The organism is Lactobacillus sp. M44, from assembly GCF_058130005.1.
In genome coordinates this window covers 1,022,811-1,039,611 of sequence record NZ_CM176707.1, presented here as the reverse complement: position 1 = coordinate 1,039,611, position 16,801 = coordinate 1,022,811, and the positions used below count along the sequence as shown (strand labels likewise).

The window sequence follows — 16,801 nt, the reverse complement described above, 5'->3', positions numbered from 1 at the left end:
CTATTAATTATTTAACATTTTTATTAATGCCTTTTTAAATCCATTATCCTTAATTACAAGAACTTTTCGAGGTTTTCCAATTGCTTGAGATAGTTCTTTACCAGAAAAAATATCTACAACAGGTTCATTATCTATTTTTAACATAATAGCTTTTAAAGTATTTTCAGCTATATCATTTGCAACAAAAATAATTTTTGCTTCATTATGGTTAATAGCTTGTAATGCTAAATCAGTACCAGAGATAACTTTGCCTGCCCTTTGAGCTAATCCAATTAAATTGAGAATTTTACTTTTTTGCAATTATTTATCACCAAATAGTTCTTTACGTGCCTTTTGATGGTCAACATAATCATATAGCTGTTCATAAAACTCTGGTGGAACTTTTGCTCCTAAACTATGTTCTAAGATTTTGCTTTTTTGTGCTTGGGCTATTTTTTCTGGAATAAGTGAGACATAAGCTCCACGACCAGCTTTTTTTCCTGTAGGATCGACACTTATATTTTTATCTTTATCAACAACAATCCGTACCAACTCTTTTTTGGGTTGCATTGTATCTGTTAATAAATCTTTACGCATCGGAATTTTTCTCTTTTTCAAAAAAACACCTTATTCTTCAGAATCTTGGCTTTCTGATTCATCATCTTGTTCAGGTACATCAGCATTTTCAGAAATTTCTTCAGCTACTGTATCATCTGTTTGTTTATCTTCGACATCTTCATTAGCATCTGAAGTTTCATCAACAAATTCTACTTCAGATTCTGGTCTAATGTCGATTTTATATCCAGTTAAACGTGCAGCTAAACGAACATTTTGACCTTTTTTACCAATTGCCAAAGATAATTGATAATCAGGCACAATAACTAAAGCATTCTTTTCTTCTTCACCTTGTCCAAATTGTACAGCAATGACTTCAGCTGGGTTTAGCGCATTGGCAATAAAATCAGATGGATCATCTTCAAATTTTACAATATCAATATTTTCACCATTTAATTCATTAACTACATTTTGAACACGAGAACCACGTGGACCAACGCAGGTACCAACTGGATCAATATTTGGATCTTGTGAACGAACAGAAATTTTTGTTCTATCACCTGCTTCTCGAGCAATTGATGTAATTTCAACAGTTCCATCATAAACTTCAGGAACTTCTTGTTCAAATAAACGCTTTACTAAATCAGGAGCAGTTCTTGAAACTGTGATCTGTGCGCCTTTAGAATCAGAACCAACATGAGTAACAATAACTCTAATTTTATCTTGTGGATTATAGTGCTCATTTGGCATTTGGTCATTTTGAGGCATAACTGCTTCTACATTACCAATTTTTACATAAACAAATCGATTATCAACTCGCTCCACAGTCCCTGTAACTAATTCATCTTGGTATTGAGAATATTCATCAATAATATGATTCTTTTCTGCTTCACGTAATCTTTGAACAATAATTTGCTTAGCAGTTTGCGCAGCTAATCGTCCAAAGTCTTTTGGAGTTACTTCGAAACGAATTTCATCTCCAACTTCATATGCTTTATTAATATCTAATGCATCTTTCAAGCTTACTTGCAATCTAGGATCTTGACCTTCTTCAACAACAGTTTTAATTGCAATAACTTTGAAATTACCTTTTTTAGCATCAAATTCAACTTCTACATTTGAAGCCTGATTATAATTTCTTTTATATGCAGCTACTAATGCAGCTTTTAAGGCATCAACTATAACGTCCTGCTTAATACCTCTTTGCTTTTCTAGTGTGGCGAACGCTTCCAACATTTCTTTTGACATAAGTTTTGGATCAGCCTTTCTTAAAATTCAACAGCAAACCTAACATTTGCAATTAATTTTCTAGGAATAACAACTTCTTTTATTAATGTTTTTTCTTTATATTTTAGTTTTATTGTTTCTGGATTTTGTTCAATTAAAAAACCATCAAATTGTTTTTTACCATCTATTTTTTGGAATAAGCCAACATGAATGTATTCATCTTGTGCTTTTTGCCAATCTTGATCAGTCTTTATTGGTCGCTCTAGTCCAGGCGATGATAGTTCTAAAATATATGGTTCAGGAAATGGATCAGGATCTAAAGTATCAAGTTCGTCAGAGACAATCTCACTTAACGCAGCAATCTCTTCAATATCAATTCCATTTGCATGATCAACAAATATTCGTAAATAATTTTGCTTTTTTTCTTTTACATATTCAACTTCAACTAACTCATCCCCACGCTTTTGAGCTAAAGGTTTTACTAATTGAGTAACTTGATCAACTAACTTTGACAAATATTATCCTCCGCAATAAAAAGAGTGAGCATTACTGCTCACTCGAATTGTTATTCGAACTTCTAAAATAGCGTACCACATTTTTTTATAATTGTAAATTAAAACAGCGATAGCTGATTTTGATCAGGCATCCCTTCTAAAACATTATTTTCTTCAAAGTAATTCATAATTGTTTGAGAAACTTTGCCTCTAGTTGCTAAATCTTCTTTTGATAAAAACTTTTGTTCAGCACGTGCTGCAACAATTTGCTTTGCTGCATTATCACCAAGTCCAGGGACTGCATTAAACGGAGCCAAAATAGTGTGTTCATCTAATATTTTGAAATTAGTCGCATCTGATTGATTAACATCAACCATTTTAATTTTGATATTACGCTCCAAACACTCATTTGCAATTTCTAGAACTGTTTGTAAACTTTTTTCTTTTGCACTAACATCCATTCCTTTATCCTGAATTTTTTGTAAAGCTGCTTTCACAGAATTTTTTCCATGACTCATAGCAACTAAATCAAATAAATCAGCTCTAACTGAGAAATATGCTGTGTAATAAATTACTGGATAATAAACTTTAAACCATGCTATTCGCAAAGCCATTAAGATATAAGCTGTAGCATGAGCTTTAGGGAACATGTATTTAATTTTAAGGCACGATGGTATGTACCAATCTGGTATTTGATCGTTTTTTTGTAAAACTTCCATATCATCTGCACTGATTCCTTTACCATGACGAACTGATTCCATAGTTGAAAATGCAACTTCTGGTTTTACACCCCAGTGAATCAAGTCCATCATAATGTTGTCACGACAACCAATAACATCTTTTAATTTACAAATTCCATCATTAATTAAATCCTCTGCATTACCCAGCCACACATCAGTACCATGAGATAACCCAGAAATCTGTAATAATTCAGCAAATGTCGTAGGTTTTGTTTCTTCTAACATTCCTCTGACAAACCTCGTTCCAAATTCAGGCACACCTAACGTTCCAGTCTGTGATTCAATTTGCTCTGGTGTGACATTCAAAATATCAGTTCCAGAAAATAGTGACATTACTCCTGGATCATCAGTCGGAATAGTCATTGGATCAATTCCCGACAAATCTTGTAGCATTCTGATCATAGTAGGGTCATCATGACCTAATATATCAAATTTCAAAATATTATCATGAATTGAATGGAAATCAAAGTGAGTGGTTAACCATGCAGCATTTAAATCATCTGCTGGGTACTGCACTGGAGTAAAGTCATAAATATCCATATCATCTGGCACCACAACAATTCCAGCTGGATGCTGACCAGTTGTCCTTTTTACTCCACTAGTTCCATGAGCTAGTCGATCAAGTTCTGCATTTCTTAAATGCAATTCTTTTTCATCTTCATAATGCTTTACATAACCAAAGGCTGTCTTATCAGCAACCGTAGCAATAGTTCCAGCACGAAATGAATTTTTAGGTCCAAACATAACTCGAATATAATTATGTGCAACAGGTTGATAGTCTCCAGAAAAGTTTAGATCAATATCAGGAACCTTATCGCCGTGGAAGCCCAAAAATGTTGCAAATGGAATATCTTGACCATCTTTTACTAATTCTGTTCCACATTTTGGACACTTTTTATCAGGTAAGTCAAACCCTGAACCATATTGTCCATCTTCAAAAAATTCTGAATACTGACATTTTGGGCAGCGATAATGTGGCGCTAATGGATTAACCTCGGTAATACCACTCATAGTAGCGACTAAACTAGATCCGACAGAACCACGAGAGCCTACTAAATATCCATCTTTATTTGATTTTGCAACTAATCTTTGTGCAATTAGGTAAATAACTGCGTAACCATTTGAAATAATTGAATTTAACTCCATATCAAGTCTATCTTGAACTATTTGAGGTAATGGTTTTCCATATAATTCATAGGCTTTATTGTAAGTTAAATCTTTCATTTCTTGATCTGCATTTTTCAAATGTGGAGGATACAAACCACTTTTAATTGGTGCAATTTCATCAATCTTTTCAGCCAATTCGTTAGGATTATCGATAACTATTTTTTTAGCAATATCTTCTCCCATAAATTCAAACGCATCTAGCATCTCTTGAGTCGTATAAAAATGCAAATCAGGATTTTTCCTTAATCTGTTTGGATTAGAGCGCTGTGAAGCAATCAAAATATCCCGATAAATACCATCATGAGGCTCCAAAAAATGTGAATCACTTGTAGCAATAACTGGTTTATGTAAGTCTTGACCCAATTTATAAATATTTTTCAATATTTCATACAGTTGTGCTTTATCATGAATCAATTCTTCCTTAATTAATTGTTCATAATTAGCTGGTGGTTGAATTTCTAAATAATCATAAAACCTTGCCTTTTCTAATGCTTGTTCATATCCTTTTTGCATCATTGCAATAAAGACATCACCTTGATTGCAAGCACTACCATAAATCAAGCCTTCATGATATTTAGCTAATTCAGACTTGGGAATTCGAGGAATTCTATAAAAATATTCAGTATTTGATTTTGATACCAACTTATACATGTTTTTTAAGCCAGTTTGATTAAGCGCCATGATTGAAACATGAGTTGGCTTAGCACGTTTATAAACTTGACCAAACTTAGCATAATCATTCATTTTACCTAAATTATCTTGATGGAATTTTTCATTAAATGCATCTAATAATTTAAACATCAAATATCCAGTTGCCTCTGCGTCTTGATTTGCACGGTGGTGGTGTTCTAATGAAACATTATATTTTTTGGCAAGTGAATCAAGAGTGTGCTTCGTTTGTTCTGGATGAAGCAAACGAGAAACTTCCAAAGTATCTACCACAGGTTGACTTATTTGAGCTAATCCTGCTCTTTTTAATGCTTCATTGACAAATCCAACGTCAAATTGAACATTATGCCCACATAATGGATCATTACCATAAAATTCTTTAAATTTGGTGATAACATCTTTTTCATCTTGGGCACTAGACACCATATCATCAGTAATTGAAGTTAAATTGATTGTTGTTTCACTTAATGGATGATGCGGATTGATAAATTCATCGAATCGATCTAATACTACACCATCTTTCATTTTTACTGCACCAATTTCAATAATCGTATCATATTGTGCAGAAAGGCCAGTAGTTTCCACATCGAAAATCACAAATTCACGATTTTCATATGTCATGTCAGCAGGATTCAATACTAGCATTGCATGATCATCGATCATATTAGCTTCTACACCATATAAAATCTTTATACCTGCTTTTTCACCACTGTGATAAGCCTCAGGGAACGATTGAACATCAGCATGATCAGTAATTGCAATTGCTTTTTGCCCAAACTTTTTGGCTGCATTAATAAAATCAGTTGCAGTATTAGTTGCATCTAACTGGCTCATTGTTGTATGAACATGAAATTCAATGTGTTTTTTTTCACCAGTGTATTTTTCCGTTCGACCAATATGCTCAACCACCTGGAAATTATTAATATTGAATACAACTTGATGTTCCCACTGATCTTCAGCTGCACTACCTTGCATTTTTGCCCAAACTCCAGGTTTTAGTGATTCAACATATTCGATTTGGTCTTTATCAGATAAGAACTTTTTAAATGAAATAGAGTCTGTATAATCGGTAATTTCACCAGTAAATATTACTGTACCTGACTTCAAAGTCCTAGTCTCCATTTGAAAGATATTACCTTCAATAACAACGTTGCGAACACCATCATCAACATTTTTTATCTGGACTAAATTTGCATTTTCAGAAATACTACCAAATTCAGTCTTTCGAGTTTGTCTAGGGACTGGCTTAGGTTTATCAGGCGTTTTTTCATAGACCTGTTGCATATTTTGTTCATGTTGTTCTTGAATTTCTTGTAAACTTTGCAGATTGGCATCTTCATTTTCATCAATTGATTCTGTTGCAAATTTTAAATTAAAAAATCCATACTTACGTAAATCTAAGGTTAATTTATCTAATTGCTCTTGAGATATTACTCTATCAATTACCGCTTGTTCTAGCGAAATTATCCATCTGTTAATTTTTTTATATGGTTTTATCGTACTTAAAGTCTGTTTAACCATTTGGGATAAATCACTATTTAAAACAGCATATTTCCAATAATCTGGTAAATAATTATCTAAACCATCACTTGTTTGCACTAAAAAATCTACTTTGACAAAAGATTCAAAATTGTGTGCAATTGCCTTTGTTAAAGCTTGATAAGTATCAAATTGTAATGGTGTGCTAAAAAAAACGTGGATATCCCATTTATGCTCTCTTGCATAAACGTCCACGTTTTTAATTTCTCCTTGTTGCAATATTTCATTATCTGAAAATGTTGCTGGGAATTTCACTTGCTTTAATAACTTTAAGAAAAGTTCATTTTCCTGTGTCACAAAAACTACCCTAATTCTTCCTTTAAATATGCTGCTAAATCATCTAGATAAACTTCTGATGCTTTTTCATCTAATGGACGTTTAACTTCAACAATACCCTCAGCAGCTTTTTTACCTATAGTAATTCTCACTGGTGCACCAACTAAATCAGCATCTGCAAATTTTACACCAGCACGTTCATTACGATCATCATATAAAATATCATATTTTGATCCAAATTTTTCATATAAAGATTCAGCAAGTTTAGTTTGTGTTTCATCCTTCATCTTCATTTGGACAATATGTACATCAAATGGTGCAATTGATTTTGGCCAAGCAATTCCGCGTTCAGTTAAATGTTGTTCAACACATGCGGCTAATAATCTAGAAACACCTATACCATAACTACCCATGATAACCGGCTGAGCTTTTCCATTATTATCTAAGAAATCAGCACCCATAGTTTTTGTATAATATGTACCTAATTTAAATATGTGACCAACTTCAATACTCTTAGTAAACTTAAGGGGCAAATGATCTACTGGATCTAATTCGCCTTCTTTAGCAGTTCTAATGTCATCAAAAGAAGATACTTTAAAATCACGATCTAAATTAGCATTAGCATATTGATATCCTGTCTCATTAGCACCAACTATGAAGTTAAATAAGCCTTTAACAGTATCATCAGCAATAATTTGATCAGCATAATTTGCTTTTATAGGACCTACTCCGCCTTTTTGAGCACCAGTAATTGAAATTAATTCTTCTTTGGTTGCTGGACGCAATTCAGTAACATCTAAAACATTCTTTAATTTTGTTTCATTAATGTCTTTATCACCACGGATTAAAACTAAAATATTTTTACCATCCGCAATGTATAAAACACTCTTTACAATTCTAGTTGCAGGAACCTTTAAAAAGTCTACTAAATCTTGAATTGTTTCTTTATCAGGTGTTGCAACTTTTTCTAATTCCTTTAACTTTTCTTTTTCTGGCTTAAATGTATCTACACTTTTAGCCATTTCTAAGTTTGCACTATATGTGCCTTTTTCGTTTGTGGCAATAATATCTTCACCAACATCAGCTGGTGCTTGAAATTCAGTTGAGTTTTTACCACCCATTGTTCCAGAATCTGCAATAACTGGAAGAGCTTTTACTCCAACACGTTCATAAATTTTTTTATAAGCATTAAATTGATCATCAAATTGTTGGTCTAATTGGGCTTTAGTTGCTGCAAAACTATAACCATCTAGCATAATAAACTCACGTCCACGCAACAAACCAAACCTAGGACGATTTTCATCACGGAATTTAGTTTGAATTTGATATAAAGCAATTGGCATTTGCTTATAACTCTTCAATGACTTAGCAATTAATTCTGTAAAAGTCTCTTCATGAGTTGGACCCAATAAACTTTCACGGTCATGACGATCTTTTAAACGGAACATTTCAGGACCGTATTTTTTCAATCGACCTGATTTTTCCCATAAGCTTGCAGGTAAAAATTCTGGCATCAACATTTCTGGCACATTAATATTTGCCATTTCTTCTTCCATAATGTTTTGTGCTTTACGCAAAACACGATAAGCTAGTGGTAAATAGGCATAAATACCAGCTGTAACTTGCTTAATATATCCTCCTCGCAACATTAATTGATGACTTTTTACAACAGCATCAGAAGGAACTTCCTTCAATGTTGGCATAAAGAATTTTGATTGACGCATAATTTCTCCTTATTTTTATTTTATAAAATATCGATAAATATCATTACCAGTTACAGCAATAATTAGTAATAATAATAATCCAAATCCAATTAATTCTACAATAGCTTCATGTTCTTGAGATATTGGTTTACCTCTAACTAATTCAATTAAGTTTAGTAATAATTTTCCACCATCTAATCCAGGAATTGGTAATAAGTTAACGATTCCTAAATTAATTGAAATCATCCCTAAAAACGCTAATAAATAGCCAATACCCATTTTGGAAACTTGTGCTGTTTCAGAATAGATTCCTACAGGTCCAGCCAATTTGTTCAAACTAAAATGATTGAACAAATTACCAACAGCATTAAAAATTAATCCTGTTGTCATAGTAGCAGTATTCCAGCCTCTTTTGGTCTTGGTTGTAAGTGATTCATCGCTCTTAGCATAAATCCCAATTTGATAAGTTTTCCCATTTTTTTTAATTATTTTAGGGATGACTTTATAAGTATAGTCCTTATTTTTCCTTTGAACGGTCACATTAATAGCTTTTCCATGATCTTGTGCAACTATTTGTCCAAATTCATCAAAGGAATTAATTTTCTTATTATTGACGCGAACTATCTTATCATTGGCCTGTATACCCGCACTTTGTGCTGGTGAATTATTAATAGTATGATCAATTACTGTAGTAGAAGGTCCCACAGTAACTAATGACCAGATCATAAATACTACAAATCCTAAAACAATATTCATGAATGGACCTGCAAAATTTACTGCTAATTTTTTCCAAACTTTTGCATTTTGGAATTGAGTATCTTTTGGTGCAATAATTAATTCATTGCCCTTAGAATCAATTATTGTAGCATCATGATCAACAGGAAATGTCTTTAATTGATCTCCATTTTCATATCCAGTAACAGTTAATTTATCAACTAAATCAGCTTTTTTTACTTGAACTGGTATCCCTTCAATTGGCATATCAGATTCAGATGCATCAATTCTGGTGACTACTCCTTGGTCATTCAATGCTAAAACTACATTTGTACCTGGATCAATAGTCGCTGCATCATCGCTTCCAGCTAGTCGAACATATCCTCCTAATGGAAGCCATCTAATTGTATAGGTTGTTTTGCTTTTACGTACCTGAAATAATTTAGGCCCCATCCCAATTGAAAATTCACGTACGAGAATACCTGCTTTTTTGGCAACATAAAAATGTCCAAATTCATGAACAAAAACTAATATTCCAAATACTACAATAAAAATTAATATTCCTCGCATAAACTACCTACCTCTTAGATAAATAATAGGGCGACAACTGGAAGGACAAATAACATGCTATCAAATCTATCTAAAATTCCACCATGTCCAGGCAAAATTTTCCCTGAATCTTTAACACCATAATATCTTTTATATGCAGACTCTACTAAATCACCCATTTGACCCACTATTGACAATAAAAATGCGCCCCAAATTAAATCATATCTAGTGTGAATTGCGGGAATTGCTATAACGTATATTGCAGCTAGAATAACCGCAGAAATGACAGCACCAATAGAACCTTCCCATGTTTTATTAGGACTGATAACAGGCCATAATTTATGTTTACCGAATTGACGTCCAATAATGTATGCTCCAATATCGGTTGACCAAACAACCACAAAAACATAACCTAAATAAATTAATCCTAAGCCGTTATGTAAATTTCTAATAGCTGCTAAATAATGAAAGCCTGTCCCAATATATAATGATGCAATAGTATATACACCCACATCATCAAAATTAGTACGATTTTTCGACAATACTGTCCACGTCAGCATTAACATAATTAAAGCAAAATAAATACCAGGACGAGTGATTCTATGAGGCATAAAATTAAAAAATGCATTAGGTACAGTCCATGTTAGGGTTGCAAGCAGTGACAATACGAAATCAATTGAAAAAAGTAGTTGTCTTTTCATTAAAAATATTTCGCTTATACCAACAGCTGCCAATAACGCAGCTAATACATCTATCCAAATTCCCCCTGCTAATACAATGGGAATAAAGAAAATTAAAGCTACAACAGCTGTAATAACTCTTTGTTTCATCTTATTTAAAGTGCTCCAAAACGCCGATCGCGTTTTTTATATTCATTTACAAATTCTTCTAAATCTTCAACAGTAAAATCAGGCCAGTTTTTTTCACTAAATGCAAGCTCTGAATATGCAATTTGCCACAAAAGAAAATTAGAAATTCGCTGTTCGCCAGAAGTCCTAATTAACATATCAGGATCTTGATAAGGTGCTAAATTAGCAGTCAGCAAATTATCATTAAACATATCTTCATTAATGTCTTCAAGTTTAATATCACCATATTTTAATGCTTGAGCAATTTGCTTTGTGGCGGTGACAATCTCGCGTCTTGAACCATAATTAAAAGCAAAATTTAATATCATTCCAGTATTATTTGCGGTTTGTTTCATTGCCTCTTGAGTAATTTCATAGGTTTTTGCAGGTAATTCATCTAAATATCCCATGATATTCACTTTTACATTGTTTTCCATTAATTTTGGCATGAACTTACCAAAAAAGTCTACAGGTAACTTCATTAAATAGTTAACTTCATCTGTAGGACGTGACCAATTTTCAGTTGAAAAAGCATATAGCGATAATACTTTAATACCTAATTTATCAGCAGCTAAAGCAATTTTTTCGATATTATCCATACCATGCCGATGTCCAACAAATCTTGGCAAATGTTTTTTCTTAGCCCACCGACCATTACCATCCATAATTATTGCAAGGTGATTTAACTGTTTTGACTTGGACATTTTATTATCCCTTAGTAATTTCTTGACGTTTGTTTTCAGCTAGTTCATCAACTTTTTTGGTTGATTTATCAGTAATATCTTGAACTTGTTTTTCTAAACTGCGTTGTTCATCTTCAGTAATATCACCATTTTTTTCTTGTTTTTTTAATGATTCCATTGATTCACGACGAACATTACGAATAGCTACCTTAGCTTGTTCAGCCAATTTACCTACTTGTTTAGCAATTTCTTGACGGCGTTCACCAGTCAATTGAGGAATTACTAATCTAATAACATTACCATCATTTGCAGGAGTTAAACCTAAATCTGATGCTAATAATGCATGTTCTATTTGATCTAAAGAATTTTTGTCATACGGAGTTATCATTAAAACACGTGGTTCTGGAATTGTAACTCCAGACATTTGTGTTAAAGGAGTTGGTGCTCCATAATAATCAACCTTAACATTTTCCAGTAAGCTTGCGTTTGCAACGCCAGCTCTAATTGAACCTAATTCTCTTTGAAAGACAGCAATAGATTTTTCCATATTGGTCTTTGAATTGTTAATTGCTTCATTAGCCATTGTTTTTACCTCTAATTACAGTTCCGATATTTTCGCCTTTTACAATCTTTTTAATGTTACCTTCAGTATTTACATTGAATACAATTAGCGGAATATCTGTATCCATTGATAATGAACTTGCTGTGCGATCCATTACCTTTAAGTTTTTGGCAATTAAATCTAATTGAGTCAAATTATCGTATTTCTTAGCATTTGGATCAAGCTTTGGATCAGCTGAATATACACCATCTACACCATTTTTAGCCATTAAAATTACATCTGCATCAATTTCCGCAGCACGCAATGCAGCAGTTGTATCAGTTGAGAAATATGGATTTCCTGTACCACCACCAAAAATTACTACACGACCCTTTTCTAAATGACGTAAAGCCTTTCTACGGATATATGGTTCAGCAATTTGACGCATTTCAATTGATGTTTGCAATCTTGTTGGCACACCAATATGCTCTAATCCGTCTTGCAAAGCCAGTCCGTTCATAATAGTAGCAAGCATTCCCATGTAATCAGCTTGTGCACGTTCCATGCCTAATTTTGCACCAGTTTCACCACGCCACATATTACCGCCACCAACAACGATACCAACTTGAACACCAAGATCATGAACAACCTTTATTTCTTTTGCCAAATGAGCGATAACTATTGGATTAATTCCATTTCCTTGTGGTCCTGCTAAAGCCTCTCCAGATACTTTTAATACTACGCGTTTATATTTAACTTGACTCATGATTGATTGCATCCCTTCTATATTTTGCATTTTAATTCTACCATAGCTGAGAATACTTTTCTGCTAGTTTTATTAGTTACATCTCGAAGTTAAAACTTATTTTATAAAAATGCCCCACATCACTAGAAATAAATCTAATAATTGTGGGGCACTAATATTTTATACTCAAAATTATTTCATTTGTTCGCGAACTTCGGCAGCAAAGTCTTCTTGTTTCTTTTCGATTCCTTCACCAACTTCATAACGAATGAAGTTTACAACAGTAGCATTTTGAGATTTCGCATATTGAGCAACTGTCATATCAGAATCTTTTACATAAGGTTGATCAACTAAAGTGATCTCACTTAAGTATTTATTCAATCTACCTTCAACTATTTTAGGAACAATCTTTTCAGGTTTTCCTTCGTTAATTGTTTCTTTAGTAAAGATTTCCTTTTGGCGCTCTAATGCATCTGCTGGAACCTGATCACGATCTAAGTATTCTGGATTAATTGCAGCAACATGCATAGCAATGTTCTTAGCAGCTTCTTCATTACCACCTTTTAATGTAACTAAAGCTACGATTGCACCACCATTATGTTTGTATGCACCAAATACTTCGTCATCGTTTTTAGATACTAAATCAAATCTTCTTAAAGTTATTTTTTCACCAATAACTGCTGTTAAATTAGTGATTGCATCACCAATTGTAGTATCTCCCATTGGAGCTTTTAAAGCTTGTTCAACATTAGCTGGTTTTGCAGCTAAAATTGCTTTAGTAATATCATCTACTAATTTAATGAATTTATCATTTGATGAAACAAAGTCAGTTTCTGAATTAATTTCAGTTAAAACAGCATTATTACCATCAATTGCATATTCAGCTAAACCTTCTGCAGCAATTCTGCCACTCTTTTTAGCAGCTTTAGCAACGCCACTTTCTTTCAAAAGATCAATTGCCTTTTCAATATCACCATCAGCTTTTACTAAAGCCTTTTTTGAATCCATCATACCTGCACCGGTACGATCACGTAATTCTTTAACTTGTGCAGCTGTAATTTTTGCCATTGAATAATTCCTCCTAATTGGAACTAAAAGTAAAAATTATCTTAATTCATCTTTACTATCATCTGATGAATTTACCATATCTTCAGTTGATTCGAAGCCTTCATTACCATGTTGTTCAGCTTCAGCATCATTTTCAGAACCTTCACTCATTTGTTTTTCAACATCTTGAGTTTCATCTTGTCCTTGCTTACCCTCAATAATTGCAGTAGCCATAGCACCTGCGATTAAACGAATTGCACGAATTGCATCATCATTTGAAGGAATGATAACATCGATTGGTTCAGGGTCTGTGTTAGTATCAACCATAGCCACTACTGGAATACCCAAAATGTTTGCTTCATGAACTGCGATCTTTTCTTTCTTTGGATCAACAACAAACATAACATCTGGAATTCTTGGCATATCTTCAATACCGCCCAAGAATCTTTCTAGTTTGTCCATTTCTTTAGTTAACAACGCAACTTCTTTTTTAGGCAATACATCAAAAGTACCATCTTCAGACATTGTCTTTAATTGCTTCAAACGCTTAACACGGCTTTGAATAGTTGTCCAGTTAGTAAGAGTACCACCTAACCAGCGTTGGTTAACATAATATTGCCCAGCTCTAGTTGCTTCTTCAGCAATAGCTTCTTGAGCTTGCTTTTTAGTACCTACAAACAAGAAAACTCCGCCATCTTGGCTAACTGCTTTCATGTAATTGTAAGCATCATCTAACATCTTGATTGTTTTTTGCAAATCAATAATGTAAATACCATTTCTTTGTGTAAAGATATATGGCTTCATCTTCGGATCCCATCTTCTAGTTTGGTGACCGAAGTGAACACCAGCTTCTAACAATTGTTTCATTGTAACAACTGACATAATAAACTTCCTCCTGTGGTTTTACCTCTCAAGCGGTCTTTTCAATACCTGACCAAATATGGCACCCAGATATTGATCGCTCTTGATGTGTTTTTTATGTGCAAATTAAACACACTTAATTAGTTTACAAAAAAAATATTCTTAAGTCAAAATTTAACGTTGTGTTTTGTCAAAAATTCTTCTTTCCATTTTCTTGAATGATGTTTAAACCAATATTCTCTTTTTAATGCTAAATTTTTATCATCAAATTCTTCATGATATATCATCCGCACTGGACGCCTTGCTTTAGTATATTTTGCCCCCTTTCCTTGATTGTGCATAGCCAAGCGATGTAATAAATCATTTGTGAACCCACCATAAAAGCTACCATCACTACACAATAAAACATAAAAATAATATTTTGATTTATTTTCATCATTATTATTCCAAGAAATTTTAGCTACTTCATCAGTATATTTGCCATCTTTATCATTAACAACAATTGGATTTTTTAAGACTAATCCATCACTACCAGTATTTTTAGCACATTCGACAACCACCAAATTGGCATTTTGGCCAACTTGGCCGCAATAAGGTTGAATTGTTTTCACACTTAAATTATGTTTTAAACAAAAATAAGCAATTTCACCTAATCTTTCTGGTCTATGAACAATAAAAAATTTACCCTTCATTTTTAACAATTTACTAGCTACTTCAATGATTTGTTCTAAGTTAATTAACACTTCATGACGGGCAATTGCTTTTTTGCGGTCTGGATTAATGTGATGTCCTTGCACCACTTTAAAATATGGTGGATTCACTAACACAACATCATAGCTATCTTTTTTTAAAACTTGAGGGCTATCTAAAACATTTAATTCATGAACATTAATGCGATTTTCTAAATGATTTAATTCTATTGAACGCTCAGCTTGGGATACAATATCTTTTTGAATTTCAACTGCATCATATTTAGCTCGATTAAATTCAGATAAATAAATACTTGCTGCAGCATTGCCAGCACATAAATCTGCAACTTTTGAATTATCACGAATTGCCTTTTTGGCATTATCTGCTAATAATAAAGTATCTAAAGAATAGCTAAAAGCTGTTTTATCTTGAATTATTTTAAGATGTTTATTGTAAATATAGTCAATTCTTTCGTTTTCTTTTAATTCAATCATTTTTTATCCTTTGCAATATTTTGCTATAATCGAAATATTAATTATGGAGGAAACTATGTTTTATCATTTTATTCGCGGGATTGCCCGCTTTGTAGTTTGGATTTTGAATGGCCATTTGCATGTAAATCATAAAGATCGCTTGCCAGAAGGTAATTATATTTTAGTTGCACCTCATCGAACTTGGTGGGAACCAATTTTGTTTGCACTAGCTGCAAGCCCAATGGAATTTATGTTTATGACTAAAATTGAATTGTTTAAAAATCCTATTTTATCTTTTATTTTACGTCACGCCCATGCTTTCCCTGTAGACAGAAAACATCCAGGCCCATCTGTTTTAAAAATTCCAATTAAAGGCTTAAAAGCTGGAAAACTTTCATTGATGATTTTTCCGTCGGGAACTAGACATTCATCCCAATTAAAAGAAGGTGCATTTGTAATTGCAAGATTAGCAAATAAGCCATTAGTTCCTGTTGTTTATCAAGGACCATTAACTTTCAAAAACTTTTTAAAAAGAAAAGATCTAGAAATCAATTTTGGCGATCCAATTAGAATTGATCGAAAAACCAAGGTAAACAAAGAAACTGTTCCTGCACTTTATAAAAACTTGGAAAAATCATGGGATAAATTAGATAAAGAACAAAATCCTAAATTTCATTATATTGCTAAATAAACTAAAAAAATAAGGCTTCTATATTAGAAGCCTTATTTTTTATGGTTAATTCTTTGATTGTTGATGTTTCATCATGTTCATAACTTGGTTAACCTTTTTTGCAGAAGGTTTTTGACCCATTTGTGACATCATAGCAACAATCATATCTTCGCTAATTGGCGGATTATCTTGAAAATATTTCTTCATATATGCACGAGCTCCAAAGAAGCCCCCAACAAGACCTACTAATAAAGCTACGATAATCAAAGTAATCGCTAAACCTAAATTCATAAAAAATAATCTCTCCCAACTGTCTTAATGACAATATTTTACATTAAGCTTTGCGAAAAATAAAGTCTAATCTTTTCTTAAACCTTTTTTACGTTGAGCTTCTTTAGCTTTTTCAGAAGTAATTTCTTTACCATTTTTATCAATGATAACCATATCTTCTAGTTCTTGTTTGAAGCCAGCACGGAAGTTTTTGATAAATTCTTTATGTAATTCTTCACGCTCTTTTTCTTCTTTATCAGATAAGCCCTCTTTTTCTTTTTTATGATACAAAAAGTTAATTCGGTCAATCATCTTTTTTTCTTCTTTTTTGTCCATAATTATCACCTCAATAAATATAGTT

17 protein-coding genes are annotated in these 16,801 nt (G+C 32.8%); 1 reads left to right on the top strand and 16 read right to left on the bottom strand.

Translation table 11 applies throughout. The annotated features are described in order from the left end of the window. Window positions 1-3: 3 nt before the first annotated feature. The 14 genes from AC38BG_RS05075 to AC38BG_RS05010 form a co-directional block, all read right to left on the bottom strand. Window positions 4-300 carry a ribosomal L7Ae/L30e/S12e/Gadd45 family protein gene (locus AC38BG_RS05075; protein ID WP_489936783.1) on the bottom strand — a complete coding sequence of 99 codons (297 nt, stop codon included), beginning with the start codon at window positions 298-300 and terminating at the stop codon, window positions 4-6. Continuing rightward, a complete protein-coding gene (rnpM, locus tag AC38BG_RS05070) occupies window positions 301-597 on the bottom strand; it encodes an RNase P modulator RnpM (RefSeq protein ID WP_489936782.1) in 297 nt (98 codons plus the stop codon). Between the two features lie 9 nt (window positions 598-606). After that, window positions 607-1,782 carry a transcription termination factor NusA gene (gene nusA, locus AC38BG_RS05065; protein WP_489936781.1) on the bottom strand — a complete coding sequence of 392 codons (1,176 nt, stop codon included), beginning with the start codon at window positions 1,780-1,782 and terminating at the stop codon, window positions 607-609. A gap of 20 nt (window positions 1,783-1,802) precedes the next feature. Beyond that, window positions 1,803-2,276: a ribosome maturation factor RimP gene (gene rimP, locus AC38BG_RS05060; protein WP_489936780.1), complete on the bottom strand. Its 474-nt coding sequence runs from the start codon at window positions 2,274-2,276 to the stop codon at window positions 1,803-1,805. A 98-nt stretch (window positions 2,277-2,374) separates the two neighbouring features. Next, window positions 2,375-6,667 (bottom strand): PolC-type DNA polymerase III, encoded by a 4,293-nt coding sequence (locus AC38BG_RS05055; RefSeq protein ID WP_489936779.1) that lies wholly within the window; start codon window positions 6,665-6,667, stop codon window positions 2,375-2,377. 5 nt (window positions 6,668-6,672) lie between these two features. Beyond that, window positions 6,673-8,370, bottom strand: a complete 1,698-nt coding sequence (locus AC38BG_RS05050; protein ID WP_489936778.1) for a proline--tRNA ligase — start codon at window positions 8,368-8,370, stop codon at window positions 6,673-6,675. 15 nt (window positions 8,371-8,385) lie between these two features. Then, a complete protein-coding gene (rseP, locus tag AC38BG_RS05045) occupies window positions 8,386-9,633 on the bottom strand; it encodes an RIP metalloprotease RseP (RefSeq protein ID WP_489936777.1) in 1,248 nt (415 codons plus the stop codon). Window positions 9,634-9,647: 14 nt separating this feature from the next. Next, window positions 9,648-10,442: a phosphatidate cytidylyltransferase gene (locus AC38BG_RS05040; RefSeq protein WP_489936776.1), complete on the bottom strand. Its 795-nt coding sequence runs from the start codon at window positions 10,440-10,442 to the stop codon at window positions 9,648-9,650. Window positions 10,443-10,447: 5 nt separating this feature from the next. Beyond that, a complete protein-coding gene (uppS, locus tag AC38BG_RS05035; protein ID WP_489936775.1) occupies window positions 10,448-11,164 on the bottom strand; it encodes an undecaprenyl pyrophosphate synthase in 717 nt (238 codons plus the stop codon). A gap of 4 nt (window positions 11,165-11,168) precedes the next feature. Next, window positions 11,169-11,726, bottom strand: coding sequence for a ribosome recycling factor (gene frr, locus AC38BG_RS05030; protein ID WP_489936774.1), 558 nt, complete (start codon window positions 11,724-11,726; stop codon window positions 11,169-11,171). After that, window positions 11,719-12,450, bottom strand: coding sequence for a UMP kinase (gene pyrH, locus AC38BG_RS05025; RefSeq protein ID WP_489937842.1), 732 nt, complete (start codon window positions 12,448-12,450; stop codon window positions 11,719-11,721). Before pyrH ends, frr begins: the two co-directional genes overlap by 8 nt. Window positions 12,451-12,621: 171 nt before the next feature. Beyond that, window positions 12,622-13,497 carry a translation elongation factor Ts gene (tsf, locus tag AC38BG_RS05020; protein WP_489936773.1) on the bottom strand — a complete coding sequence of 292 codons (876 nt, stop codon included), beginning with the start codon at window positions 13,495-13,497 and terminating at the stop codon, window positions 12,622-12,624. 36 nt (window positions 13,498-13,533) lie between these two features. Next, the gene (gene rpsB / locus AC38BG_RS05015) at window positions 13,534-14,358 is read right to left on the bottom strand and encodes a 30S ribosomal protein S2 (RefSeq protein ID WP_489936772.1); all 825 of its coding nucleotides are present in this window, start codon (window positions 14,356-14,358) and stop codon (window positions 13,534-13,536) included. A 146-nt stretch (window positions 14,359-14,504) separates the two neighbouring features. Further along, window positions 14,505-15,521: a GIY-YIG nuclease family protein gene (locus tag AC38BG_RS05010; RefSeq protein WP_489936771.1), complete on the bottom strand. Its 1,017-nt coding sequence runs from the start codon at window positions 15,519-15,521 to the stop codon at window positions 14,505-14,507. A gap of 55 nt (window positions 15,522-15,576) precedes the next feature. Here AC38BG_RS05010 and AC38BG_RS05005 point away from each other — a divergent pair, with 55 nt between their 5' ends. Next, window positions 15,577-16,191 (top strand): lysophospholipid acyltransferase family protein, encoded by a 615-nt coding sequence (locus tag AC38BG_RS05005; RefSeq protein WP_489936770.1) that lies wholly within the window; start codon window positions 15,577-15,579, stop codon window positions 16,189-16,191. Window positions 16,192-16,236: 45 nt separating this feature from the next. Here the strand turns inward: AC38BG_RS05005 and AC38BG_RS05000 are convergent, their stop codons facing one another. After that, on the bottom strand, window positions 16,237-16,461 hold the full coding sequence (locus tag AC38BG_RS05000; RefSeq protein ID WP_489936769.1) for a YneF family protein: 225 nt from the start codon (window positions 16,459-16,461) through the stop codon (window positions 16,237-16,239). 66 nt (window positions 16,462-16,527) lie between these two features. Further along, entirely contained in the window at window positions 16,528-16,776 is a 249-nt protein-coding gene (locus tag AC38BG_RS04995) for a DUF896 domain-containing protein (protein WP_489936768.1), read from the bottom strand. Between the last annotated feature and the right edge of the window lie 25 nt (window positions 16,777-16,801).